Below are 24,401 nucleotides of genomic sequence, written 5' to 3'. Positions count from 1 at the left end.
TATTTAAACTCTAATAGTATTTGTTGTTTGCTTTATAGCGTTTATCGCGGTATTTTATCATAATCTTATTATGATGTTTTGTGATATTTTATGATCTCTTTATGAGATATTTTTATGATATTTCTTGGACAGCGCGCATAGCTTGCTCTATGGCAGTATGGATATATGCTCCATATCCAGAATCTGAATTTGCAATCGCGATATTACCAAATGGCTTTCTAGCAAGCGTCATTGTGCGTTCAAACTCATCTTTGTCATCAAAGAGCGGATTAAAGCTATATGAATAGCAGTGCGCCCAGCGATTGAGTGTGATAGCTAAAATATCATCTTGTTTGAACCCATAATTACCTAGCATAGCTTGCAACTGCGATCGCATCATCTCCTCTATGCTTGCAAAACTCATATCATGGAGCAAATGTCGCGCTACTCTTGCTTGATCTCTTGCATTCATTCCGCGCAAATCCATATTTCTTCTTGCTAATGCCACAGGCGAGCAGATCATATTGATACAGATTGGCTGATTTGGATTTATGGGGTGATGATAGCCACCAAGATTTACAGGATAGTCAAGGCTTACGCGCACAAAGGGCATTGAAGGCGCATAAAAATCATAAACACCAAGCTTCATAAAGCTTTGCCAATCGCGCAAAATCACTCGTGCGTATAATAATGGCGTTTTGACATTTTGGCTTAATGCTTCTTTTTGCGCTTGTGGCAGTGAGGGGATAATGTAGGGGATCATGCTATTATAATTTGCCATGATGACTTTTTTGGCTTGCACTTTATGCAGGGCATTATCTTTGATATAGCACACTTGCGCGCTATTTTGAGAATCTATGACATGTATTGCTGTGCTTTTGAGTCTTAAGCGCACATTGTGCTCTGATGTAGGCGTAAAGTGTTTGGATATATTGGCAGGATCAAGCTTTGAATAATCAAATTGAGCCAAGATAATGTCATTTAGATTCTGCTTTGCGTTTGGGGCGACTTGCGGGATAAGATATTTGACTAAAAGTCTAGCGATTGTTGCATTGCCATCAGGGGCATGATGAATATACAAATCTCCATAAACCAAATCCTCATCATCTAAGCCAAGATTGCTAAATCCGGGCAAAAAAGATTCTCGTGCTTCCTCGCAGCTAATCGCATCAATGCCTAATGCACTAAAATCATCGCTTATGCCATCAAAATATTTGAGTGCTTGTTTGGAAAGCCCGACTTTTGTCTCCAAAAACTCCAAATAACTTGTTTTTTCAAGGTATGTTTGCTTTTGTGCTTTGGTGAGTTTAGCAAGATAATCTTTTGGTGATTCAAAAAGTTGTCGCAAGAGTTTTTTATCTTGAGCAGAGAGTGGAAATTGATTAACAAAATCTTTGAATGAGATTGTATTGTGGAGCTCTTGTGGCACATCATCACTAACCATTTTTGAAGGGTTACCTACGATTATTTTGTGCTCTCCAAAGATAGTTTTATCAAAATACACACCTCTTTTTAACCCCTTGCGCTGATAAAATCCTACATCAAATCCTTTTGCAAGATTATCAATCCCTAATCCAAATCGCTCCAAAAAATCTACAACTTCTTTAGAATACAGGCTTTTTGGAGATTGCAAACTCTCGCTTCCACCATAGCTTAAGATTTTATAATGCGTTCCATTGTATTCAAATATAAATTCATTGCGTCTTGCATGTCCGCCAAAGTCATCATGATTATCCAAAATCAAGATTCTAGCGTTTTGGTGTTTTTCTTTGTAAAGACAAGCAGCACTTAGCCCGCTTATGCCACTTCCAACGACAACCAAATCATACTCTTCGCTCACAGGGATATTTTCAAGCTCAAACTTTTTGCCATCACGGAGTAAATGTGCGCTTGCATAGCTTGCATTATCGCTTCCTCGCAGTCCAAGAAGTGAGGGCGGATAGGCTGAGTCTTGATAAAATTTTGCATGTATGGGGTGAGTGGTATTGGGTGATTTTGTATTACCAAAAAGAACATTTGATGGCGAGAGTGTCGCAACGATACCTAAAGCCATTCCATTCAAAAAACCTCTACGTTGCATAATGTGTCCTTACATTATTAATCAAGAAATCATACTGTAACAAACAAAGCGTAAGGTAAGTTAAATGAGCAAATTAGGCGTAAGGCTAAAGGTTGCAAATAAAGTAGATTCTAGAATCTAAATACATTAAAATGAAATTCTAAGATTTTTGGTTGTTTTGTGTGGCTTACAATAGCAGGGTTTTAAGATTTTAGATTCTGATAGATTTAAGGATAAAGAATGTTTGGGATATTTGTAAGGGGTTTTGCGCTAGGTGCGAGTTTGATTATTGCCATTGGTCCTCAAAATGCCTTTGTGATTCGTCAAGGATTGTTAAAAAACCATATTTTTGCTGTGATTTGCGTGTGCTTGCTGTGTGATATTGTGGTAATGGGGATTAGCGTTTATGGGATTGGCGCAATGCTACAAAAAAACAAACTTATTCATCTTGTCATCGGCGTGATTGGAATCTTGTTTTTGCTTTTTTATGCATTTTTGTCTTTCAAAAACGCAATAGCACCCAAAACAAAAAATCTTAATCTCCACCACGCACAATTCACCCTCACGCTCAAAAAAACGATTCTTGCAACATTTGCGCTTACATTACTTAATCCAAATTTCTATCTTGATACTTTCGTGATTATTGGTGGGGTTGCAGCGACATTGGGTGCGGTAGAGAAATCTTTATTTTTGCTCGGATTATTGAGTGTCTCGTTTTTGTGGTATTTTGGCATTGGCTATGGGGTGAGGATCTTGCTTCCATTGTTTCAAAGTCGCTATGCTTTTAGGATTTTGGATTGTGTTACGGGTATGATTATGTGTTTTGTGGCATATTATTTATTTGAGTTTGTAATGGAGTTAAATACTCATTTTTAGGTATAATTATCATTTTTTGAATAAGTAAAATCCAAAAAAAGGCAGAATATGAATGCAATGGTTGAGACATTTAGAGATTCCTTTGAGACTTGGGGGTATGTTATTTTATTTTTGTATTGTATGGGGAGCGGTTATGTGGGGATTGTTGCTGCTGGGGTTTTGAGTGCGTTAGGAAGTATGAATATCGGCTTAAGCATTGTGGTGGCAGCAATGGGGAATTTTGTCGGAAGCTCGTTGCTTGTGTATTTGGTGCGTTATCAGAAAAAAGACTTTTTAAAATACCTCAACAAACATCGCAGAAAAATCGCCCTTATGCATATTTGGCTCAAAAAATATGGCTCGATTTTGATTTTGATCAATAAATATTTATATGGCATTAAATTCCTCGTTCCAGCGGCTATTGGCGTAAGTCGATACAATATCAAGCGATTTATGGTGCTAAATTTTATCGCGTGCTTTGTGTGGGCGGCAAGTCTTGGGATTGTGGCGTTTTATAGCTCAAAATTTATCGAGATATTTATCGATAAATATGGTCAATACTCCTATATGGTTGTTTTTGGCGTTTTTGTGGTGATTATTGGGTTTGTTGTGTGGCTTAATCAAGTCGCAAAGCCCAAATGAAAAAATTACTCTTCATATTATGTCTTATTAGTCAAATTGGCGCAGAATCCAAAGATTTGCCCGATGCAAATGATTTTTTGGATTTGTTTAAGGAGAATTTGGAAGAATCTCATCGCATTATCATACAAAGATCGTTGCAAAAAAACTATTTGCGCTTTCGTGGGTATGAGCTTGTTGATTACAAAATCTACAAACAAATGTCGCCAAATGAGCGCAAAAATATCAAAAAGCCATTGATATTTTTTCGTGGGATTTTGCAATCCAAGCCTACATATAGCGAGCTAGGAGGAGTGAGCGTGCATGCTATTTTGGCGCAAGATACCAAAGATAAAAAAGCCCAAAAAATATATCTTAATTTTGATGGTCGCTATTTGAGTGATTTACTCACAATAGGCGAGAGTAGGGAGTTTTATGCGCTATGCGCTGTGCCATTAGTGAATCGCTGCTTGCTTATTGGCATTGGCGAAAAATGGTAAGACAAAATACCAAAATAAGCAAAAATGATAAAACCGCTCAATGTAAAAAATTGCCAAAATAGCAGAAATAAAAGATAATAAAAAGCAGAATCTAGATTCTCATTTATCATTGCAAGCAGGCAAGCCTTGCGTGGCAATCCATTTTTTGATTTTTAGATTCTAGAATCTATGCAAACACAAAGCAAGCATTAAGAAATCCTCTATTTTTAGGCAGATTTAGTCAGGGTTGTATAGAAATTTTTAGGCAAGCAAAAACACAAAAAAGTGTAACATTAAGCGTTCATTGTAGGTTTGCAGGCTAAAAATTTCAAACTCCCTGAAATATACAAAAAAGAGAGGATTTAGCTCTCATGGAAATTAGATTATAAATAATTTAAGCTAGCAGATTTATTTTTGGCTATCCTATGATTTCTCTGATACCCTTTGAATTTGGCGCAGAGAGAAAGCCTTGTCTTTCAAGCTCTTCGACGATGCTTGCAGCTTTATTGTAGCCTATGCCAAGTCTGCGCTGAAGATTGCTGATTGAAGTTTTGCCATCCATAAGCATCATTTTTTTGGCTTCATCAAGCAAACTTCCGCTGTCGCTTAGCTCAAAGTCGCTTTCTTGAAGTCTGGTTTGAGCATCATCAGCCAAAAAGCTAGAATCATAGCTTACTTCTCGCTGTGAGCGGATAAATTCGACGATTTTTTCAATCTCTTCTTCACTCGTCCATGGCGCATGAAGTCGCAAGATATTGCTTCCACCGCCAAGAGAAAAAAGCATATCACCTCGACCTAAGAGATTTTGCGCACCTTCTGTATCTAGGATCACACGAGAATCCGTGCGTGAGCCGACTTTGAAAGCGATTTTTGCTGGGAGGTTTGTTTTGATAAGTCCAGTAACGACATCAACGCTTGGACGCTGGGTCGCTACGATGAGATGAAGTCCGGCTGCTCGCCCCATTTGCGCGATCCTGATGATAGAGGATTCTGCGTCTTTGCCACCTGTCATCATCAAATCCGCTAATTCATCAATGATTACAACAATAAATGGCAGAATCTCTTTGCCTTCTTCTTTGGCTTTGGCATTGTAATTATCAATGGTTTTTGTCTTCATTTCTTTCATAATCTCATATCGCCTCTCCATTTCTTTGGCGACATTTCCAAGCGCAATGATTGCTTTTTTGGAATCCGTGATGATAGGCGTAAGGAGGTGCGGGATCTCTTCATATAGGCTAAATTCTACTTTTTTGGGATCAATCATAATGAGTTTGAGATTATCAGGCGAGTTGCGATACAAAAGTGAGAGAATCATCGCATTCACACCTACGCTTTTTCCGCTACCTGTTGTTCCGGCGATGAGGAGATGAGGAAGCTTTTTGAGATCTGTTACAAATGGATTGCCTACGATGTCCTTGCCTAGCCCTAAAGCAAGCGGGGACGATGAGTTTTGAAATACCTCACTCTCTAAAATCTCTCTTAGATAAATTGTCTGACTCTCAGAGTTTGGGACCTCAATGCCAATCACATCTTTTCCGGGAATTGGTGCTTGGATTCTAATTGAGCTCGCGCACAATGCCATTGCCAAATCATCACTAAGCCCAGAGATGCGACTTACTTTGACATTTGGGGCAGGGCGGAACTCAAAAGTCGTTACCACAGGACCTGAATAAATCCGCACGACATCACCATCGATTTTAAACACTTTGAGTTTTGTAAGGAGATTTTGGATTTTGGTATCGATCTCGCCTTCCTCGAAGTTGAGTTTTTGTGGCTGCGCTTCTTGAAGGAGAGAGAGTGGCGGTAGGATATAGTTTTTTGGCTGCTCCAAACTGCCTTGCTCAAGGCTTTGCAAAAGCATATTTGTCTCATCAAGCTCTTTGATAATCGCTACTTTTGCGACTTTTTGCGAGCTTTGCAAATCCTGCGGATTCTGTAAATTTTGCGAGCTTTGTTGCAATATTTGTGGTGCTTGAGATTGCGCGCTAGAATCTAAAATATGAGTTATTTCTTGCGTGTTTTGCTTTTGGCTAATTTGGCTGATATGAGGATTGAATATCGCGTTTTGTTCCTCTTCTATTTGTCTTTTTTCCAATGAGTTTGATTCTGGATTCTTTGAAATGTGAGAATCTACAATGAGAGGCTCCATAATGGATTGTGTGGAGGATTTTGTAGCGCTAGATTCTGCGGTTTTGGATTCTGCTAAGTGAGAATCTATCGCATAAGAATCCATAGCATGCAAATCAGTGGCATGAGAATCTAACATATGAGAATCCTCAAGCGAGCTTGAAGTGGGCGAGAGTTTGGTAAATGCATGGCTTGGGGCAGAATCTAGCTCTTGGGTTGATTCTTCGTGCTTTTTGAGTCGCTGCTTCAGGAGATTGAGATCGACATCAAGCACTTCGCCATTTTCATCTTTACCGACTAGACGCACCATATTGGCGTATTTTTTTTCTTGATTGATGAGATTTTGGAGATGTTGTTGGGTATCAGTGTAGGTGATGATGATATTTTTTTCATCAAAATTATGCGGATTTTGAGTTTGCGGATTTGGCGCGCTGCTTGTGTTATTTGGATTTTGGCTTGTTGTATCGCTTAGAAAAGTATCGCCCCTGTCTTTTTGACTTTGAGAAAATGGGGCTTTGAGTGGGGCATTGAGTGAATGCGTGGATTTAGGATTTGCAGAAAGATAAGCAAAAAATGAACGCAATTTGGTTTTTAAAGCATGATAATATTGCAAAGTGATTGGCTTAAGATACAAATACGCTTGGATAAAATTTTCTTTGAGGTAGCCAAAAAGCTTAAGAGTGAGTGTGTAGATTTTTGTTTTGAGATATATCATACTGCGCGGAAAAAGCAAAAATAGCCCGATAAATACACACAAAATAATATTTAGCCAAATGCCAAAAGTGCCAAAATACACAAAAATAGATTCTGTGATGATTTTGCCTAATTCACCTTTTTGCAAAGCGATGTATTGTAGCATTAAGATTCCAAGGCTAAGAAGCACAATCGCGATACAATTTTTGAGCCTTGTTTTTGAGATTTTAGAATCTTTGTAGATTCCATACGCTGGATAAATCAGCAATAAAAGATAAATATATCCCAAATACCCAAACCACATCAAATTGAGTGAAGCAAATCCTCTGCCCCATTTGCCCATAGAGCCTTCTTGACCAAAGATAATCGCCAATGTGAGTATGATAAATAATAAACACCAGCCAATAAATATATATGTTTTTTTAATGGTTTTTCCTTTTTTAAGCAGATTTTTTTGAATTATATTATAGCATACGAGTTTTTAAACTTAAACTTAGGGGCAGTTATGCACGGAAGAATTAGTCGATATTCTATGATAACAGGTTCTGGGGTTGTTACAAATTATTCCAAAAAGATTTTTGAATTACGCAAGGAGCAATGGCATGGTAGAAAAATGCTACCAGCGGCGGGATTATATGTAGAATGCAGGCTTGATGCAAATGGATTTATTGTTGATGCGCATAGTTCGATTTATCAAGAATTTGGCGAGAATTCTCTCATCAAAGAGATAGATTTTTGGAAAACAGAAACAGATGAGGAGCTCAAAGCCAAAGAACAAGATTTGCGTAATGAGATCGCCGAAGATATTTTCAAGAAGACAAATTACTTGGAGATAACACACATTGATATATCGATGTCGATTACTGAGTGTTTGCAAGAGTATTTTACTTCAGAATCTAGCACGATAAAAACCGCGCTTGTAGATATAGAAGAAATACCGTTAGATAGCCAGTTGCAATATCTTATCGTTCGTAGATTTTTGACAAAAGCGATTGATTATTTGATTTATTGCGACAAAAATGTAACGCCTGATATGTTTGCAAGCGATCTGCAAAAAATAAACTCTCTTGAGTATTCTTACAGGGGTTTGATCCAAAGCGCAAATCTAAAGCCAGATAGCATTTATACTGAAGTATTTTTGGAAAAGCAGCTTCATTATCGTGGCGCGATTAAGGCGATTTTGGGTATCAAAGAAAAAATCATACAGCTTAAAAATAAAGTTAAATTCTGTATTAATGAGATGAAAAAATTGCGTAATCAAATAGAGATAAACAAAAAAGAAGCTCAAGTCCTCACCCAAAAGCTCGAAACGCAGAAAAAAATTGCCACCAAAGCTGAGGAAGAGATAAAAGTGCTTAGCGAATGCCAAGAAAAGCTTGAAATGCTTACAAAAACATTTAAAGAGAGTCATTTTCAGGAGTTTGGCGAGGAACTAAAGAGAATCCATGCTGATTTGTTTGACAAAACCAAATCCACGCTTAATCTTGTATGCTCAAACCTAGACAATAAAATGTGGAAAATCGCGATGGCTTCAACCGCTGTGCATAATAATTTCTTTAAACACGACATCAATAGCCCATATTGCACGATGACTTTTTATGGGCAGTATCTCAAAAGGCTTGACAAAAATAAATTAGCCGATAGCGAAAAAATGGGATACAACTACTATCATAAATACAAAAAGCAAAATGAAAAGCTATTTTTGATCTACACTGCAAATGCCAAACTTGAAATGCATATAAAGCTTCAGATTATGTCGGCTTCAAAGCAATATGGCGTGGTGGTTGTCAAAACAGATGGGGAGTTTTATTCACAGATTAATGCTCAAAGTTTTGAGATAGGCTACATCGATCCATTTATCAGGGGCAATCCAAAACAACTCATCGAAGATGCACAAAAAACAAAGCTCAATAAAACCACGCAATTTGCTGTCATCTCAAAGCAGCAAGCCACCTCGATTTATCAAAAAGTACATTGATGTGTTTGAGCTATTTATTTGGTTTGTTTGGCTGTGGAATCTAGAATCTAGAACTCATTTTATGGATTGCCACGCTCGTTTCACTCACTCGCAATGACAAGCCTGTCCAATCAATTACGAGGACGATAGGGCGAAGCAATCTAGTCAAAATGGATTGCCACAGCCCTAAAGGGCTTCGCAATGACGACAAAAATGATATAGATTCTAGTAGAATCTATGCAGACAAGAGAGTGTAAAGTAATTCTAGACTTTTTTTAATTTTTAGATTCTAGATTTTAAGATGAGTTTGCGGGTTGTGCGGTTTTGAGCAAGGAGATAAGGCTAGTCGCCTATCGACGAAGCAAAAAACAAACTCCCGTAAAATCGTTTAAAAGCTAGATTTTAGATTCTAGTGGCACACACTAAAAAAGCGTATTTTGGGCTTGACTATCTAGCTTTAACAACTCAAAGCTCTTTCTTGTCGCGATTCTGCCTTTGCCTGTGCGCTCCAAAAACCCTTGAGCGAGCAAATACGGCTCAATCATATCTTGGATTGTGTCCTCATCTTCGCTAATGATTGCAGCGATTGTATTGAGTCCCATTGGCTTTTTGGCATTGGTAAGGGCTTGAAGATAGCGCAAATCAAGCTCATCAAACCCTAATTCATTCACACCTAGCTCATCAAGTGCGTGTTTGGTCGTCTTTAGTGTGATAAGCTCCTCATCGCCCACATCAGAAAAATCGCGCACTCTTTTTAAAAGTCGCAACGCAATCCGCGGTGTGCCTCTTGCACGTTTGGCAATCTCGTAGCTTGCACTAGATTCTATCTCGCGCTCAAGCCTTGTGGCTGCTTTTTGGATAATGAGTGCGAGCTCTTCAATTGTATAAAATTGCAGTCTAAAATCCATTCCAAATCGATCACGAAGCGGGTTTGAGAGCATTCCAGCGCGCGTTGTCGCACCGATAAGCATAAATTTTGGCAGATCTATTTTTATGGTTTGTGCCACAGGACCAGAGCCTATGATAATATCAAGCCTAAAATCCTCCATAGCCGGATACAAAATCTCCTCAATCGCTGGGCTTAGCCTGTGGATCTCATCGATAAAAAGTATATCGCCATCATTGAGATTTGTAAGGATTGCTGCGAGATCGCCGGGCTTTTCTATCATTGGCGCGGCGGTTACTTTGATTGTGGCTTCCATTTCAGAGGCGATGATATGGCTTAGGGTTGTTTTGCCAAGTCCGGGCGGTCCAAACAAAAGCGTATGCATAAGGCATTCAGATCGTTTTTTTGCGCCCAAAATAGCGATTTTGAGATTTTTTTTGATTTGCTCCTGCCCGATATAATCCTCCCAAATATGCGGACGCAAAGAGTTTTCGACTTTTTCTTCAAAATCAATTCTTTCAATCGAGACAAATCTTTCACTCTTGTCGTTTTTGTCATTTTCTCCATTGAGTGTAAATTTTTCCATTTAATAGCTCTCATTTTCATTTGGAAATGTAGATTCTGTGACATCTTTGGCATATTGTCGCACAGCTTGCTTAAGCAGTGCCTCACCTTCAAAATACCTCCGCACAAATTTTGGCTTGAATTGCGTAAAAAACCCAAATGCATCGCTCCATACCAGAATCTGCCCATCGCAATGTCGCCCAGAGCCTATGCCAATGGTTGGAATCTCAAGAGATTGTGTGATTGTTTTGGCGACATCAGCTTGTATGCCTTCAAGCAAAATCCCAAATGCACCGGCTTTTTCAAACGCAAGCGCAGAATCTAAAAGAAAATCAGCTTGAGTGGCGGTTTTGCCTTTGATTTTGTATCCGCCTTCAGCTTTGATGAATTGTGGCATAAGCCCGATATGAGCCATTATGGCTATGCCCTCATCAACCAATGCTTTGACAATGTCGATTTTATCGGGCTTTACTTCGATTTTGATCGCATCGATGTGTGTGGCTTTTATCATTTTGATCGCATTTTTGAGTGCTTGCTTTGTGTAGGCATACGAGCCAAAGGGCATATCAGCGATGATAAAAGATGATTTTACGCCCCTGCAAACTGCTTGTGTGTGGTAGATCATTGCTTCAAGACTGATATTTGTCGTATCAGCATTGCCACCAAAGCTCATATTGAGACTATCGCCGACCAAAATTACATCAACCTCGCCATCAAAAATCCTTCCAAACAACGCGTCATACGCTGTTATAGCTGTTATTTTTTGGGTGTTTTTTCTTTTTTGCAATACATCAAGAGTGATCTTCATTTCACATCTCCTTTTAAGAAAAGTTTAAAATTATATCCATAAATTCTTATTTTAAGTTTTAAAAGCTATAATAAACGCTTATTTATAGATTTTGGAAAAGTATTAGGAAAAAAGTGAAAAATTTTTTAAAAGATTTTTTGTATGTGTGTCTGGCTTTTTGTGTGTATTGCCATACTCTTTATGCTGCAAGTAATCAGCCATTTCTTGATCCTTCAGAGCCGATTGATTATTCAGAGCTTAATCTCAAATATTATCCTTATATCATCGCCTATCACGCGACGACAGACAAAGAAATCGCTACACTTATTAATAGCCTTGAAGCCTCAAGTTCTAAAACAGGTATTTTTATCGGAATATATGGAGGCTGGGCGTTTAGCAACGCGACAAATGATCCAAACTACACTTCTACAAATACTTTTGCCTATGGGGCTAAAGTCGGCTATCAGAGCTTTTTTCCTTCTTTGTATGATAGGCTTGTGATCCCCAATGTCGTAGGAAGCAGAATCTATTTGCAATACCTTGGAAGCAATACAAAAGAGCTTTCGTTTTCTGATTATAGATTGAGTGGAATTGGTGTAAGTGCTGATATTTTGGTAGATATGCCAATAACGCGCAATTTTCAATCAGGTGCGATTATGGGACTTGGGCTTTTGAGTTTGGTTTATGACAAAAGCCCAAATTCTTCACTTGGCGGGCTTATTAATCTTGGATTTGATTTTGTGCTCCAAAAACGACACAGAATCGAGCTTGAGGTAAAAATAATCATTAATAACAATCTTGATTGGTTTGGTGCGATACCAATGACAGGATATAGCTATGTGTTTTAAACATATATGGCTTATTATTTTTAGTTGTAGCATAAGCATTGCACTCCATGCTGATACTACTTCTAGCGCGCAAAAACAAGATCGCGCGCAAAAATGGTCGCAAGATAATAGCACAGAGCCAGATGAATTTAATGAGCCAAACAAGCAAAAAGAACTATATTTACTCAAAGGGCAATATCATTATCAAGTGTTAGCACAGCAAGAGCAAAACAAAGAAAACACAGAAAGAAGCGGGGTTTTTGTGGGGGTTCATATCGGAACGATGAGTATTGATATAAATAAAGGCTCAAGCCTCACCACAGATGGCAAACTTCCGCAGTCAATCCATCCTGTGGCTTTTGGGCTAAGTGGCGGATATATGCATTTTATTAATAATTCATCAATTGGATTGCGTGCGTATGGGCAGTATCTAGGGGCATTTAGCTTTGCTGCTGATATACAAGATTCTGTCAATTCGCATTTATTGAGCTTTAATCTTGATGTAGCAGGAGATTTGGCTATCGGCTATGAGAAAGGGTATTTTGTCGGTATGTATATGGGCGTTGGCGCAGGGGCATTGTTTTATAATCAACATAGCACTTCTGAAAAAATTGAGGATATTGTTGTTGGATCTGTGATAAATCTCGGACTTTCAGCGACTCTTAAATATCATCATCGCTTCGAGCTTGGAGTCAAATTTCCACCTTCAGTGTTTTATTCAAATTATTCACTTTCAACAATCTATCTTGCAGGGTATCAATATGTATTTTAGGACAAATGTATGAAAAAATATCTCAATATATTGTGCGTATTTGGACTTTTGTCTGCCAACCAAACTTCTAGCACGCAAGATATGCAAGACACACAAGAATACACCCAAAATCAAGAATATAATCAAGATAATATAAGTGAAATTGATAGACAAATCCAGCAATACCAAGAACTGCTTAGAAAAAATGGCTTAGATCCAATACTCCTATACCCAAAATCTGACTATATCGAATACCGCTTCAAAAACGCAGACAAAGAGAAAAAACAACAATTAAGCAAGTATTATAGCTATGCAGATAGAAAAAAGGGAGCTTTTGGAAGTGTTATGCTTGGATTTGGAAGTATCCAAAACTCTTATGCTGATGGAACATACAATCGCGCAAATAATGTCCCAGCAAATGACGGAAATAGTATCTGCACAGATACTGATAAAAGTGGTTGTCAGATTACAGGACTTTTTAACTCCTCATTTGCTAATCCGCTCAATATCCAATCAAATCTCATAAGCTTTGGCGGAGGATTTGGCTATCAGAGCTTTTTTAATCCATACTTTGGAAGTCGCATTTATGGCGATGGGCTCATAAGCGCAGGAAGTGAAAAAATCAATGGCACAAAAGTCGGCGAGCTTTTTTATATTTTGGGCGGAATGAATGCTGATTTGCTCTTTGATCTTCCATTTCGCCTCTTTACACAGCAAAGATTCTGGAAAAAATTTACCATTGGCACATATATAGGGCTTAATATTGGCGTTATGCTACTTTTTGATTCTCCCGATACAAGTGGTAATATCAAGCAATTTATGAAATCTGACAAGCAGCAATACTCAAGCGAAGATGTGCTATGGAAATACCAGCTTCAAGTAGATTATGGATTTAATCTTGGCTTTAATATCACTTTTTTGGAGCGCGATAAAATTGAGATTGGCGCAAAGATACCGATGAATTATATAGGATTACCTTCAGAATTGCGCTTAGGCATAGAAAAGCCAGCGAGCTATGCGATTAAAGATAACAATGGCAATGTAGTTAGTCAGCAGGCATTGGTATCAAAAGATATTACCTTTACGCGCACACCGATTTTGATTGTAAGTTATGTGCATTTATTTTAGGTTTTTAACTTTGCATCATAATGTCTCGCGTTATTGCGTTGGTGATTTGGATTTGGTTTGTGTTTTGGATAAATTAACAACTCACGCGCTATATCAATTCAATCGTGAGTTACGCGCGTTACACTAATCGCGCCAAAAGCGGATAATCTTACAAAAAGGTAAAATGATGAAAAAAATTTTTAGTGCTTTAGTTGTGGCGACACTTGGATTGTATGCTAATGATACACTGATAAAGCTTTATGAAAGCCCAACTTGTGGCTGTTGTAAATTATGGGCAAAATATATGCAAAAAAATGGCTACACGCTTGAAATACACGAAAGCAACGATTTTTACACAATCAAAGACAAACTCGGCATAAAGCCTGAATATCAAAGTTGCCATACAGCTCTCATACAAGGCTATGCGATAGAAGGGCATGTGCCAAGTAGTGTTGTCGCGTGGCTTGTGCAAAATAAGCCAAAAGATGTTATCGGCGTTTCTGCACCTATGATGCCTCAAGGAAGTCCGGGTATGGAGCAAGGATATGAAGAAACATACCCCGTGCTAATCCTCAAAAAAGACGGAAGTGCTGAAGTTTATGGATATTTCAAAGGCGAAAATCTCGTGCAAAAAAATTAGATTCTATCTTTTTATCGTTATTCTTAAGCGAAGATCTAGCAGAATCTATTTTAGAATCTAGAATCTATGCAGACACAAAAAGAGCGTAAAGAAATCTTCTATTTTTAGGCAGATTTAGTCAGGGTTGTGTAGAAATTTTTAGACAAGCAAAAACACAAAAAAGTGTAACATTAAGCGTTCATTGTAGGTTTGCAGGCTAAAAATTTCAAACTCCCTGAAATATACAAAAAAGAGAGAATTTAGCTCTCATGGAAAATAGAATCTATAATCTAACTTGTATTTCTATCTCTAATTCTTCTATCCTAGCCACTTTGCAACATTATCTAAATCATCATAGCTTGTTAGATTTATGCTTAGAGGGGTGATTGAGACATAGCCTTGCTTTGTGGCGTTGAAATCTGAGAGAATCTTACGACTTCTTTCTTCCCATTCAAGCGGATGCACCCCAAGCCAATAATACTCTTCGCCTCGCGGATTGCGACTTAGCTTTGCGTCATTGCCATATAATCTAATGCCTAATTCTGTGGTTTTGTAGCCCTTGAAAGTCGTTGTGTTTGGAATATTGACATTCAAAAATCTACGCGGTGGAAGCGGGTTGCATTCTAGAATCTTACTTGCCAAATCAGCGATCACTTTTTTTGCCAATGTGAAGTCATTGCTTTGGGCGAGATTTTTATCCGAGACAAGTTGTGAGATCGCAATGCTTGAAATCCCAGCAATAGCACCCTCCATAGCTCCAGCGACGGTTCCGGAGTAGGTTACATCTTCGCCCATATTTGAGCCTATATTAATGCCAGAGACAATCAAATCTGGTCGTTTGCCCTCTTTATACATCGCATTTAAAGCAAGATACACGCAATCTGTTGGCGTGCCATCATCAAGCTTATAAAAATCATCATCGATACGCACAAACCGCAATGGCTTTGTAATGCTTAATCCATGCCCGCAAGCAGATTTTTCACTCGCAGGAGCGACAACCAAAACCCGTCCTAGCGGTGATAGTGCATCTTTGAGTGCCAAAAGTCCTTTGGAGTCAAACCCATCATCATTTGTCAATAAAATATTTTTCATCATATCTCCTCAAAAAAATCTCTCAATACATACTCAAGATTGCGCGCTAGCTTTGGTGAAAAGCCCTGAATCTGACTAAGTAATGATTGTCTGTAAGTTGCAAGCAATTCTTTTGCCTCATTAAGTCCCAAAAGATTGACATAGCTATTTTTTGCGCTATCGTTTTGGGTTGTCTTTCCTGCTTTTGCAGAATCCAAAACCACATCAATCACATCATCTCGTATCTGAAAAAACAATCCAAGCTCTAAGCCAAATCGCTCAAGTGAATCTATATAGCTTTGTGAAGCATCAATGATGATTCCACCCATTTTTAGGCTTGTGGCGATGAGTTTTGCGGTTTTGTTGGTGTGGATTGTTTGGAGTTTTTCCCTATCAAGTTTTTGATTCTCAAAAAAGCAATCCATAGCTTGTCCGATTATCATACCGCCAATGCCACCATTTAAGGCAAGCTCTTTGATGAGGGCGACTTTTGTGTAAGCAGCGAGCTTAGATTCTGATAAAAGATAAAACGCAAAAGTATTGAGCCCATCGCCGACCAAAACAGCCGTAGTTTCGCCATAAGTCGTATGCAAAGTAGGGTGAGCGCGCCTTAAAGTGGCATTATCCATACAAGGCAAGTCATCATGTATCAGTGAGTATGTATGCAGGCATTCAAGTGCCAAACTTGGCAAAAACGCATTTGGTATAAGCAGAGGATTATGCGCTTCTACTACGGCGAACAAAAGATTTGGGCGGAATCTCTTGCCACCATTTTCAAGCATTTCCCAAAATGCCTTTTTGAAATGCGGGTGGAATCCGTCAATCTCTGGCTTATAATGCTGCAAAAAATCCTCAAAATCCTTGCAAGCTTTCAAGTAAGATTCTAGTGTAGATTCTATGCCTTGAGATTCTATTATGTTAGATTCTTTTGCCATAGCGCTTCCTCCTTTATGATTTTTGTGTGGTTTTTGTGCGATTTTTGGATTGTCTTGCAAGCATTTTTATTTAAGTTTGGAATGGATAAAAATCTCAACGCCTTGATGAAGCACAAGCAATTCAGCCTCGCCTTTAAGTCCTGCTTTTGACAAAAGCTCGCGCAAATGCCAAAAACCTAAATCTTTTTGGATAGGGGTTTTATTAATCCAAATCAGCTTATCGCCGACACTAAGTTGAGAGAGTGCAAATGGCAGAGGTTTTGGTATTTTTTTTATCACCATATCAGAATCTATCACCACCCCAAAACGTTCCAAAAAACTATCTGTGATGAGTCCGCCACCATATCGTCTATCGACTTTGATGTGGAAGGTTTGTTTTTTGCCTCCGCGCGATATGGTGATATGGCTTGTGCTTCCGATTTCAAGATTTGCCACACTCCATTCAAAATCCACAAGCGATTTGATAGGCTTTTGATTGATTTCTAGAATCCTATCCTCAGGTAAAAATGGATTTTTATCAAAAAACAAATCCACTTGCTTGACAATGACAAATCCTTTTTTGTCTTCTGTGGTTCTAATGCCTATATCTCCATATTTACCGCCTTTTTGAGACAAAAATCTATCGATAAGGTTTTTGGGTATGAATGTATGAGAATCTATCGCGATTCCATAAATTTGATAGCAAATATTGCTGATGACGCTATTTTGGGGTAGGGTGCTTGAAAACTTCCCAAGATCAAAAATCCCGCGTTCAAAGTTCAATACCTTACCTGTGGTGATTTGGGTTTGATTGATTGCAGCAAGTTGTGTTGTCCTTGAAAAATTATCAAGAGGCTTGAGCGTATAAGAGAGCGGTGTGCTTCCTTTAAATAAATAAAGCCCAAGAAATGGATCTTTTTTGATGATATATGGCGAGGTGAGCGGGGTTTTTGAAAACGCGATGAGATACTGATTGTTTTGGTATTTGATTGCATAGAGTAGGGCAGAATCTATCGAGGTTGTCGCTTGTTTGTAGTAGGATTTGCAATGCGAAAAATCCATAGCAGATACAAGCACACTGCAAGCACAAAACACACTTAATGCGATAAATCCTTTGTGTAAAAAGCTGTGTAAAAAGCGTTTTTTTATATGTATCATTAAATGCCAATTCCTCTATCATAATTTAGATTTTACGCAAATTTAGATTCTGTGATTATAAAGTTCTGCAAGCCTTATAAAAGTTTGTATTATAACAAAATTATAAATAATTCATTCTTTAGTTCTCATGCATTCTTTAAAGTTGGATTTGCTACAATATTTTGTTTTTGTGATTTATTTTGCAATTTATTTTGTGATATAGGGTGTAAATAAATTTAGGATATTAGGATTATGTTTATCGTATAAACTTTGCTTCATTCTATCATCTTTCACCTCAAAGAGATAGCAAAAGTCCGCCAAAGGAGGCACAATGAGCGATACAAAATCACGATATAACACAACAAATCCAATCTTCCAACTCGCGCTTTTTTCGACAACCTCAATGACGGTTTTAGGAAGTGTGGTGATTTCTCCGTCATTACCGGCGATGAAAGCTCATTTTTTAGGCATTGCACATATTGATATACTTATACCTCTAATCCTTACAACTCCCGCACTTTTTGTCGTGCTTTTTTCGCCGATAGCTGGAATCTTAGCGGATAAATATGGCAAACTCAAATTTTTATTTCCTTCGATGGTATTTTGGAGTGTAGCAGGAGCGATTGGATTCTGGCTTGATAATGTGTATCATATCCTCATTTCAAGGGCGATTTTTGGCATTGCCACAGCGTTTGTTATGGTATGTGCGAGCGCACTTGTGGGTGATTATTATAGCGGGGTAGAGCGACAGAGGGCATTAGGCAAGCAAGGCTTTGGCACAGCGTGCGGAAGTGCTATTTTTGTCAGTCTTGGCGGGTATCTCTCAAGTTTTGATTGGCGATTTCCTTTTTTTGTGTATTTACTTGGATTTTTAGTGTTTATTTTTGCGTATTTTTATCTCTTTGAGCCACGCATTGAAGCGCGATTTAAGGTTGCAGCGCAGACTTCATCGCAATCGCATTTTTCATTTTTTTTGTTTTTGCCTATTTATTTGCTTGCATTTGGGACAATGGTTACTTATTATATTTCACCAACGCAGATTCCGTTTTTTATCACTGATTATCTTCATCAAGATCCAAAGATTATCGGATTTTCTATGACTGCCTCTTCTATTGCCTATGGCACAGCATCGCTTTTTTATCAGCGATTACGCAATCGCTTTAATATTTACAGAATCTACACTTTCGCACTTATAAGTATGGCAAGCTGCTTTTTGATTATTTATGTGTTTCATTCATATATTGCTGTGATTATTGGGCTTATGTTTTTGGGAGCAGGGTGTGGGCTTATGATTGTTAATAACAGCTCCTTTTTGCTCTCAATCGCCAAAGATTCTATCCGAGCAAGGGCACTTGGTGGGTTAAGCTCATTTGTGTTTTTGGGGCATTTTTCCTCTCCTTTGCTTACACAGCCTATCGTGCAGCATTTTGGGCTATTTAGTCTGTTTTTGTTTTTTGCGATTTTTATTTATTTGCTTGGTATTTTATTTGCTATTAAAAGCTTTTATGTTTAGATTCTACTTTTATTTAAGGATTATCAAGGATACATAAGGATACATTATGGAAGATTTCAATACCTACATCGCAAATATGGAAAAAAGCGTCATTTCATCGATTATATTTGATCCAAGCGGATTTGATGATATAAGCGATCAGCTTCAAGTGGGTGATTTTTTGTATCCTGCGCATCGACATATTTTTGATATTTGCAAAGAGCTTCATACCCAAAATCTTCCAATCACGCCTGATTTTATTGCTAGCAGGCTAGTAGGCAAAAGATCAGTCTCTCAAGAGGAATTCACACAGATTCTATCCGTAAGCCCGATAGCCAATATAGAAGCCTTTATCAAAGAGATAAAAAACGCCTCAATCAAGCGAGAGCTAGCAAAACTTGCCAATATGATGAGAGAAAAATCATTTGATACGACACTCACAAGCGAGAGCATACTTGATGAAATCGAGCAAAAAGTCTTTGAAATCTCTTCGACAAAAAGCACCCAAACCGATTTTCTCACAAGTCGCGAGATCATAGAGCTCACACTTGAAAACATAAAAATCCTCAAAGAAAGAGGCAATAATATCCTCACAGGGCTTGCAACAGGCTTTGAAGATCTTGATAGAATGACGACTGGATTTAATAAAGGTGAGCTTATCATCATCGGCGCGCGTCCTTCAATGGGAAAAACCGCGTTTTTTTTGAATATGATCCAAACAATCCTTAATAAAAATCAAGGTGTGGCTGTTTTTAGCCTTGAAATGCCTTCAACGCACCTTATGTTGCGTATGCTTTCTGCCTCAACCTCGATTCCATTGCAGGATTTGCGTATCGGGCGACTTGATGATGTGCAAATGGAGAGGCTAAGTGTGGCAACTGATACAATGACTACAAAACCTCTGTATATTGATGATGGAAGCTCTCTTACGATTTTGCAGCTTAGATCTAAACTTCGAAAGCTCAAATCTCAAGATCCAAATTTAGAAATCGCAGTGATTGATTATTTGCAGCTGATGAGCGGTGGCAATGAATCAAAAGGTGCGATAGGAAAAGAGCGACATAGCGTAATCCAAGAAATCTCACGAGGACTAAAAACACTTGCTAGAGAGCTTAATATCCCAATTATAGCCCTTTCACAGCTTAATCGCGTAGTTGAGACGCGCGATGATAAGCGACCTATGCTTTCTGATTTGCGAGAATCTGGATCAATCGAGCAAGATGCTGATGTGATTTTGTTTTTGTATCGAGATGATATATACAGAAAAAGGGCTGATAAAGACAAAATTGCCAAGCTCAAAAGAGATGGCAAAGAAAATGAAGCCAAAAAACTCGAAAAAGAAATGTATGAGCAAGACAAACGAAACAAAATCGAGCCCGCAGAAATCATCGTAGCCAAAAACCGCAATGGTGAAATAGGCACAATCCGCATTCAGTTTAACAAGCCCTATACGCGCTTTGAAGAGCGCATAAGAAATGATGAAAAAGACTACACACCGACAAATACAAAGCTAGATTCTGCTGACTCGCCAACGATACAAATCGTCCAGCTCTGATGTCTCAAAAATCCAAATTTTCTCCATATCATATCAATTTTATCGAGGGCAAAAAGCAATGGTTTGGAGTTTTTGCTTGCTTGTTGATTGTCTTTGTCATAATGCTTTGTGTGAAATTTTATCAATACAAACACTTGCCAATGGATAAGCCCGGAGAAATCACCGCGCAGATTCTCTTACAATACACCAAAACAAAAGACAATAAAACTTACTTTGTGCTTAAGCTCAAATCCAGCCAAGGGCATATTTTTTATACCACATCAAAAGAGGATCTCAAGCCCATTCAAAACCGCCACATCAGAATCTATGGCAAGGCACAATGCTCTTTTTTTGAATTTTTAAGAAGTTGCTTTTTTATTAATTTCACTTTTTCTGTATTGCCACAAGAAAGATCAAATCTATGGTATGTAGATTTTATCAATAACCAGCACCAAAACCCGCAAAATGCGAGCTTATTTCGGACGCTTTTTTTTGGTGAGACGCTTGATAAGCAGTGGCGCGATGTTTCAAATCTTTTAGGCTTAGCGCATATTTTAGCTATTAGCGGTTTTCATCTTGGAGTGCTAAGTTCGTTTTTATTTGTGCTTATTACGCCGATATATCGCTTTTTTCAAAGGCGGTATTTTAGCTATCGCAATGAAGTGTATGATGTTGGGTTTATGATTATTTGTGTGATGTTTTTGTATTTGGTATTTTTGGATTTTTTGCCTTCTTTTTTGAGGGCTTTTATCATGGCTACTTTTGGGTTTTTGCTGTATTTTAGCGGATTAAATATCATAAATTTTGGGCTTTTACTTCTTGTGGGGCTTACTTGTATAGCGTTTTTTCCTAATGTTTTACTTAGCATTGGTTTTGTGCTTTCTATGTTTGGTGTGTTTTATATTTTTCTTTTTATTACGCATTACAAACGCGACAAAAAAAGCACTCTAGGCAGTTTGGCTATGTATTGGATGTTTTTTAATGTTGTTGTATTTTTGAGTATAACGCCCATTGTGCATTATTTCTTTCCGTATTTTTCGCCATATCAGCTTATCTCCATTCTTGTGAGTTTGGCGTTTGTGGTGTTTTTTCCGCTTATTATTGTGCTTCATATTATTGGTTTTGGTGGGTTATTTGATCGGTTTTTAGATATGGTGCTAGGATTAGAGATTCCAAATATTGATTTTTATTTGCCATGGTATTTAGCGATAGGTTATGTAGCTTTGGGGCTTGGGGCTATATTTTCTAAAAAAATCTATATTATGATGCTTTTGTGCGCGGTAGGGTTTTATGTGTTTATGTGTTTGAGGTTTTGCAAGGTTTTTTAGAATCTAGATTCTCATTTTACATAGAATCTAGAATATAAAAATCAAAAAGTAGATTCTTTATAGATTGCCACGCAAAATTTTCAATTTTGCTCACAATGACAAGCCTAATCTGTCATTGTGAGGATGACAGGACGAAGCAAAAGAGAATCTAAAACTTATCGTATGGATTGCCACGCAGTTTTACAACTGCTGGCAATAACGATTTTTCTGGATTCTTCGCTTTCTGCGAAAGCTTAAGTAATGACAAAAACGACAGATTCTAGTAGATTCTATGGAAACACAAAAAATGTAAAGAAATTCCAGATTTTTTGAATAAATTTTGGGGTTTTGCAAGGCGAACGAGTGGGTCGCACTTGTGCGTGTGTCGCTAATTAAGAGAGCCGAAGCAATCCGCAAAATTTACCAAAAAGTTAGAATTTGGATTCCATACAAATGAGATTCTAGAATCTAAAAAATAATTGTCTTATTCCCATTCAAAAACACCCTATCATTAAGCACCAAATCAAGCGCCAAAGCAAATACATTTTTTTCTATATTTCTTCCCGCTTTTTGCATATCTTGCCAGCTGTATGTGTGATTGATTTGGGTGATGTCTTGAGCGATTATGGGTCCGCCATCAAGATCTTGTGTTACAAAATGCGCGGTCGCTCCGATTATTTTCACACCTCTATCATAGGCTTGTTTATAAGGATTTGCACCGACAAAAGCAGGCAAAAAACTATGATGGATATTGATAATCATATCTTTATAATGCCGCACAAAATCAGGCGAGAGGATACGCATATATTTTGCCAAAGCCAAAAAATCAGGCTTAAATGAGTCGATAATCTGTATCATTTCGCGCTCATATTGCGCTTTTGGCTTATTATCAGAATCAACCCAATAAAAAGGAATCCCAAATCGTTCCACAAGAGTTTTTAGATTCTCTCTATTAGCAATTACAGCTTTAATATCAGCGTTAAGCTCGTTATTTTCATACCGCAAAAGCAAATCCCCGATACAATGATTTTCTTTTGTAGCAAGGAGGATAAGTGATTTTTTGCGCTTTGTGATGAGCTTTACTTTCGCTCCTTGCGGAAGGGCTTGCTTGATTTGTGAAAGAAGCTTTGCCTCATCAAGCGTGCCGACAATCTCTGTGCGCATAAAGAAAGAATTATGCTCCTTATCCACAAATTCATCGTTTTTTTCGATGTTGAGATCATGTTGATAGAGGATTGAGGAGATGTTATAGACCAAACCCTTTGTATCATCAGTGCTTATGAGTAGTGTATATGTCATGTTATTTTCACTTGTATCGCTTATTATTGTTTATCGCCCAATCCTAGCCCACATTATCGCAAATCCAAATGAAACTTCCCTAGAATCAAGCTCATACTTGACTCTAGCATTCCATCAAAATAATCCTCAAATTTTGTTTTTTGTAGCCATACTTCTTGAGTTACGCCACTAAGTGCCTTAAGCTTAGCTATGGCTTCATCTCTTGAGCCAACTTCATCTATGAGTCCGATTTTTTGCGCGCGCGAAGCATTAAAAATCTTGCCCTGTGCGAATGCATCTGCATTATTTATATCTAGCTTCCGCTCTTTTGCAATATCAGAGACAAACATTTGATACTCTTCGTTGATGAGATTCTGAAGATATGCGTGCTCTTGTGGCGTCCATTCTCGATAATACGCCCCAGCTTCTTTGTATTGCCCAGCTTTGATGACGCGCGATTTGTAGCCGATTTTATCAAGCAATTCCTCGATATTAAACCCGCTAAAAATCACACCAATACTTCCAACTAAACTTCCTCGATTAGCATAAACCTTGCTTGCATACACACCCGCATAATACGAACCACTCGCCATTACGCCTTCAGCATGAGCTACAACCGGAATATGCGCGTTGAGATCTCTAATCATATCAGCCATTTCCACACTCGCGCCAAGCGCGCCACCGGGCGAGTCAATCACAAGTAGCACGCCTTTTATCGAGGGGTATTTTTTGAGATTCTCGATTTGCGCGCGCAATGGGGCAGAATCTAAAATCATACCTTTGATTTGGATTTTTGCAAGATTTGGAGTTTGGATAGGCTCGCTTATGCTTACTGCGATAAGTGCCACGATAAACAAAAACACAAAAGTTTTAAAATACTTCGTGATAAAATCTAAAATCCACACAATAGGTGCAAAAATTTTCTTTAACATCAGAATCCTTTTTTGAGTAGTGGGCAAATGAAAGTTGCATTATAGCAAAACTAGATTCTATGCAAACACAAAAAGAGCGTAAAGAAATCCTCTATTTTAGGCAGATTTTAGGGTTGTGTAGAAATTTTTAGTCAAGATAGAATATTAAGCGTTCATCGCAGGCTAAAAATTTCAAACTCCCTGAAATATGCAAAAAAAGAGAGGATTTAGAATCTATGTAAATTAGATTCTAGAATCTAAATATTTTATTTTGCAAAACATAATAAGACTAAAAATTGAGTAATTTCTACACAAAATCGCAATTTTTCACGCTATTTTATGCGTTTTTTTACAAAACTAAAAAAACGTTATAAATGAGTTTTATTTGGCTTCAACACAAATCATAAAACAAAAAATAACAAAAATTAGGAGTAAAAAATGAAAAAGTT

At 38.0% G+C, this 24,401-nt stretch carries 21 protein-coding genes; 11 read left to right on the top strand and 10 right to left on the bottom strand.

Annotation, left to right across the window (positions count from 1 at the left end):
* Nucleotides 1-112: 112 nt before the first annotated feature.
* On the bottom strand, nt 113-2,059 hold the full coding sequence (locus DY109_RS07175) for an NAD(P)-binding protein (protein WP_023949432.1): 1,947 nt from the start codon (nt 2,057-2,059) through the stop codon (nt 113-115).
* 219 nt (nt 2,060-2,278) lie between these two features.
* Between DY109_RS07175 and DY109_RS07170 the strand changes: the two genes are divergently transcribed.
* From DY109_RS07170 to DY109_RS07160, 3 genes are read left to right on the top strand one after another with little or no spacing between them, the layout of a single operon-like run.
* Nucleotides 2,279-2,914, top strand: coding sequence for a LysE/ArgO family amino acid transporter (locus DY109_RS07170; RefSeq protein WP_023949434.1), 636 nt, complete (start codon nt 2,279-2,281; stop codon nt 2,912-2,914).
* Nucleotides 2,915-2,962: 48 nt separating this feature from the next.
* The gene (locus tag DY109_RS07165; RefSeq protein ID WP_023949436.1) at nt 2,963-3,535 is read left to right on the top strand and encodes a DedA family protein; all 573 of its coding nucleotides are present in this window, start codon (nt 2,963-2,965) and stop codon (nt 3,533-3,535) included.
* A complete protein-coding gene (locus DY109_RS07160) occupies nt 3,532-4,011 on the top strand; it encodes a hypothetical protein (protein ID WP_023949438.1) in 480 nt (159 codons plus the stop codon). The genes DY109_RS07165 and DY109_RS07160 overlap by 4 nt, the downstream gene beginning before the upstream one ends.
* A 397-nt stretch (nt 4,012-4,408) precedes the next feature.
* Here DY109_RS07160 and DY109_RS07155 read toward each other — a convergent pair whose 3' ends face one another.
* Nucleotides 4,409-7,153 carry a DNA translocase FtsK gene (locus tag DY109_RS07155; protein WP_051404668.1) on the bottom strand — a complete coding sequence of 915 codons (2,745 nt, stop codon included), beginning with the start codon at nt 7,151-7,153 and terminating at the stop codon, nt 4,409-4,411.
* Nucleotides 7,154-7,315: 162 nt separating this feature from the next.
* On the opposite strand from DY109_RS07155, the gene DY109_RS07150 reads away from it, so the two are divergent.
* Nucleotides 7,316-8,788 carry a hypothetical protein gene (locus tag DY109_RS07150; RefSeq protein WP_115737828.1) on the top strand — a complete coding sequence of 491 codons (1,473 nt, stop codon included), beginning with the start codon at nt 7,316-7,318 and terminating at the stop codon, nt 8,786-8,788.
* Nucleotides 8,789-9,189: 401 nt separating this feature from the next.
* On the opposite strand, the gene ruvB is transcribed toward DY109_RS07150, so the two are convergent.
* Together ruvB and panB are read right to left on the bottom strand one after the other, a co-directional pair.
* Nucleotides 9,190-10,239 carry a Holliday junction branch migration DNA helicase RuvB gene (ruvB, locus tag DY109_RS07145; protein WP_023949444.1) on the bottom strand — a complete coding sequence of 350 codons (1,050 nt, stop codon included), beginning with the start codon at nt 10,237-10,239 and terminating at the stop codon, nt 9,190-9,192.
* On the bottom strand, nt 10,240-11,025 hold the full coding sequence (gene panB, locus DY109_RS07140; protein WP_023949446.1) for a 3-methyl-2-oxobutanoate hydroxymethyltransferase: 786 nt from the start codon (nt 11,023-11,025) through the stop codon (nt 10,240-10,242). It lies immediately after the preceding gene.
* A 113-nt stretch (nt 11,026-11,138) separates the two neighbouring features.
* Between panB and DY109_RS07135 the strand changes: the two genes are divergently transcribed.
* From DY109_RS07135 to DY109_RS07120, 4 genes are all read left to right on the top strand, one after another.
* Nucleotides 11,139-11,852, top strand: a complete 714-nt coding sequence (locus DY109_RS07135) for a hypothetical protein (protein WP_023949448.1) — start codon at nt 11,139-11,141, stop codon at nt 11,850-11,852.
* Nucleotides 11,842-12,603, top strand: coding sequence for an outer membrane beta-barrel protein (locus DY109_RS07130; protein ID WP_023949450.1), 762 nt, complete (start codon nt 11,842-11,844; stop codon nt 12,601-12,603). Before DY109_RS07135 ends, DY109_RS07130 begins: the two co-directional genes overlap by 11 nt.
* A 9-nt stretch (nt 12,604-12,612) precedes the next feature.
* Nucleotides 12,613-13,710 carry an outer membrane beta-barrel protein gene (locus DY109_RS07125; RefSeq protein ID WP_023949452.1) on the top strand — a complete coding sequence of 366 codons (1,098 nt, stop codon included), beginning with the start codon at nt 12,613-12,615 and terminating at the stop codon, nt 13,708-13,710.
* 163 nt (nt 13,711-13,873) lie between these two features.
* A complete protein-coding gene (locus tag DY109_RS07120) occupies nt 13,874-14,329 on the top strand; it encodes a DUF411 domain-containing protein (protein WP_034550279.1) in 456 nt (151 codons plus the stop codon).
* 297 nt (nt 14,330-14,626) lie between these two features.
* Here the strand turns inward: DY109_RS07120 and surE are convergent, their stop codons facing one another.
* The 3 genes from surE to DY109_RS07105 form a co-directional block, all read right to left on the bottom strand.
* Nucleotides 14,627-15,400, bottom strand: coding sequence for a 5'/3'-nucleotidase SurE (surE, locus tag DY109_RS07115; protein ID WP_023949458.1), 774 nt, complete (start codon nt 15,398-15,400; stop codon nt 14,627-14,629).
* Entirely contained in the window at nt 15,400-16,314 is a 915-nt protein-coding gene (locus DY109_RS07110) for a polyprenyl synthetase family protein (RefSeq protein ID WP_081714936.1), read from the bottom strand. The genes surE and DY109_RS07110 overlap by 1 nt, the downstream gene beginning before the upstream one ends.
* 66 nt (nt 16,315-16,380) lie before the next feature.
* Nucleotides 16,381-17,451, bottom strand: coding sequence for a DUF7488 domain-containing protein (locus DY109_RS07105; protein WP_023949462.1), 1,071 nt, complete (start codon nt 17,449-17,451; stop codon nt 16,381-16,383).
* A 310-nt stretch (nt 17,452-17,761) separates the two neighbouring features.
* Between DY109_RS07105 and DY109_RS07100 the strand changes: the two genes are divergently transcribed.
* Nucleotides 17,762-18,943, top strand: coding sequence for an MFS transporter (locus DY109_RS07100; protein ID WP_023949466.1), 1,182 nt, complete (start codon nt 17,762-17,764; stop codon nt 18,941-18,943).
* Between the two features lie 46 nt (nt 18,944-18,989).
* Nucleotides 18,990-20,477 (top strand): replicative DNA helicase, encoded by a 1,488-nt coding sequence (locus DY109_RS07095; protein ID WP_023949468.1) that lies wholly within the window; start codon nt 18,990-18,992, stop codon nt 20,475-20,477.
* Here the strand turns inward: DY109_RS07095 and DY109_RS11515 are convergent.
* A complete protein-coding gene (locus tag DY109_RS11515) occupies nt 20,411-20,602 on the bottom strand; it encodes a hypothetical protein (protein WP_146739926.1) in 192 nt (63 codons plus the stop codon). The genes DY109_RS07095 and DY109_RS11515 overlap by 67 nt on opposite strands.
* On the opposite strand from DY109_RS11515, the gene DY109_RS07090 reads away from it, so the two are divergent.
* Complete coding sequence (locus DY109_RS07090; protein ID WP_158413037.1) at nt 20,588-21,784, top strand: ComEC/Rec2 family competence protein; 1,197 nt, start codon at nt 20,588-20,590, stop codon at nt 21,782-21,784. The genes DY109_RS11515 and DY109_RS07090 overlap by 15 nt on opposite strands.
* A 447-nt stretch (nt 21,785-22,231) precedes the next feature.
* On the opposite strand, the gene purU is transcribed toward DY109_RS07090, so the two are convergent.
* Both purU and sppA read right to left on the bottom strand, forming a co-directional pair.
* On the bottom strand, nt 22,232-23,062 hold the full coding sequence (gene purU / locus DY109_RS07085) for a formyltetrahydrofolate deformylase (protein ID WP_023949475.1): 831 nt from the start codon (nt 23,060-23,062) through the stop codon (nt 22,232-22,234).
* Between the two features lie 53 nt (nt 23,063-23,115).
* A complete protein-coding gene (gene sppA, locus DY109_RS07080; protein WP_023949477.1) occupies nt 23,116-23,973 on the bottom strand; it encodes a signal peptide peptidase SppA in 858 nt (285 codons plus the stop codon).
* Nucleotides 23,974-24,401 lie beyond the last annotated feature (428 nt).

Source organism: Helicobacter fennelliae, from assembly GCF_900451005.1.
GTDB lineage: Bacteria > Campylobacterota > Campylobacteria > Campylobacterales > Helicobacteraceae > Helicobacter_B > Helicobacter_B fennelliae.
Note: the sequence above shows the minus strand (reverse complement) of the source record. Positions and strands in the feature narration are given on the sequence as shown.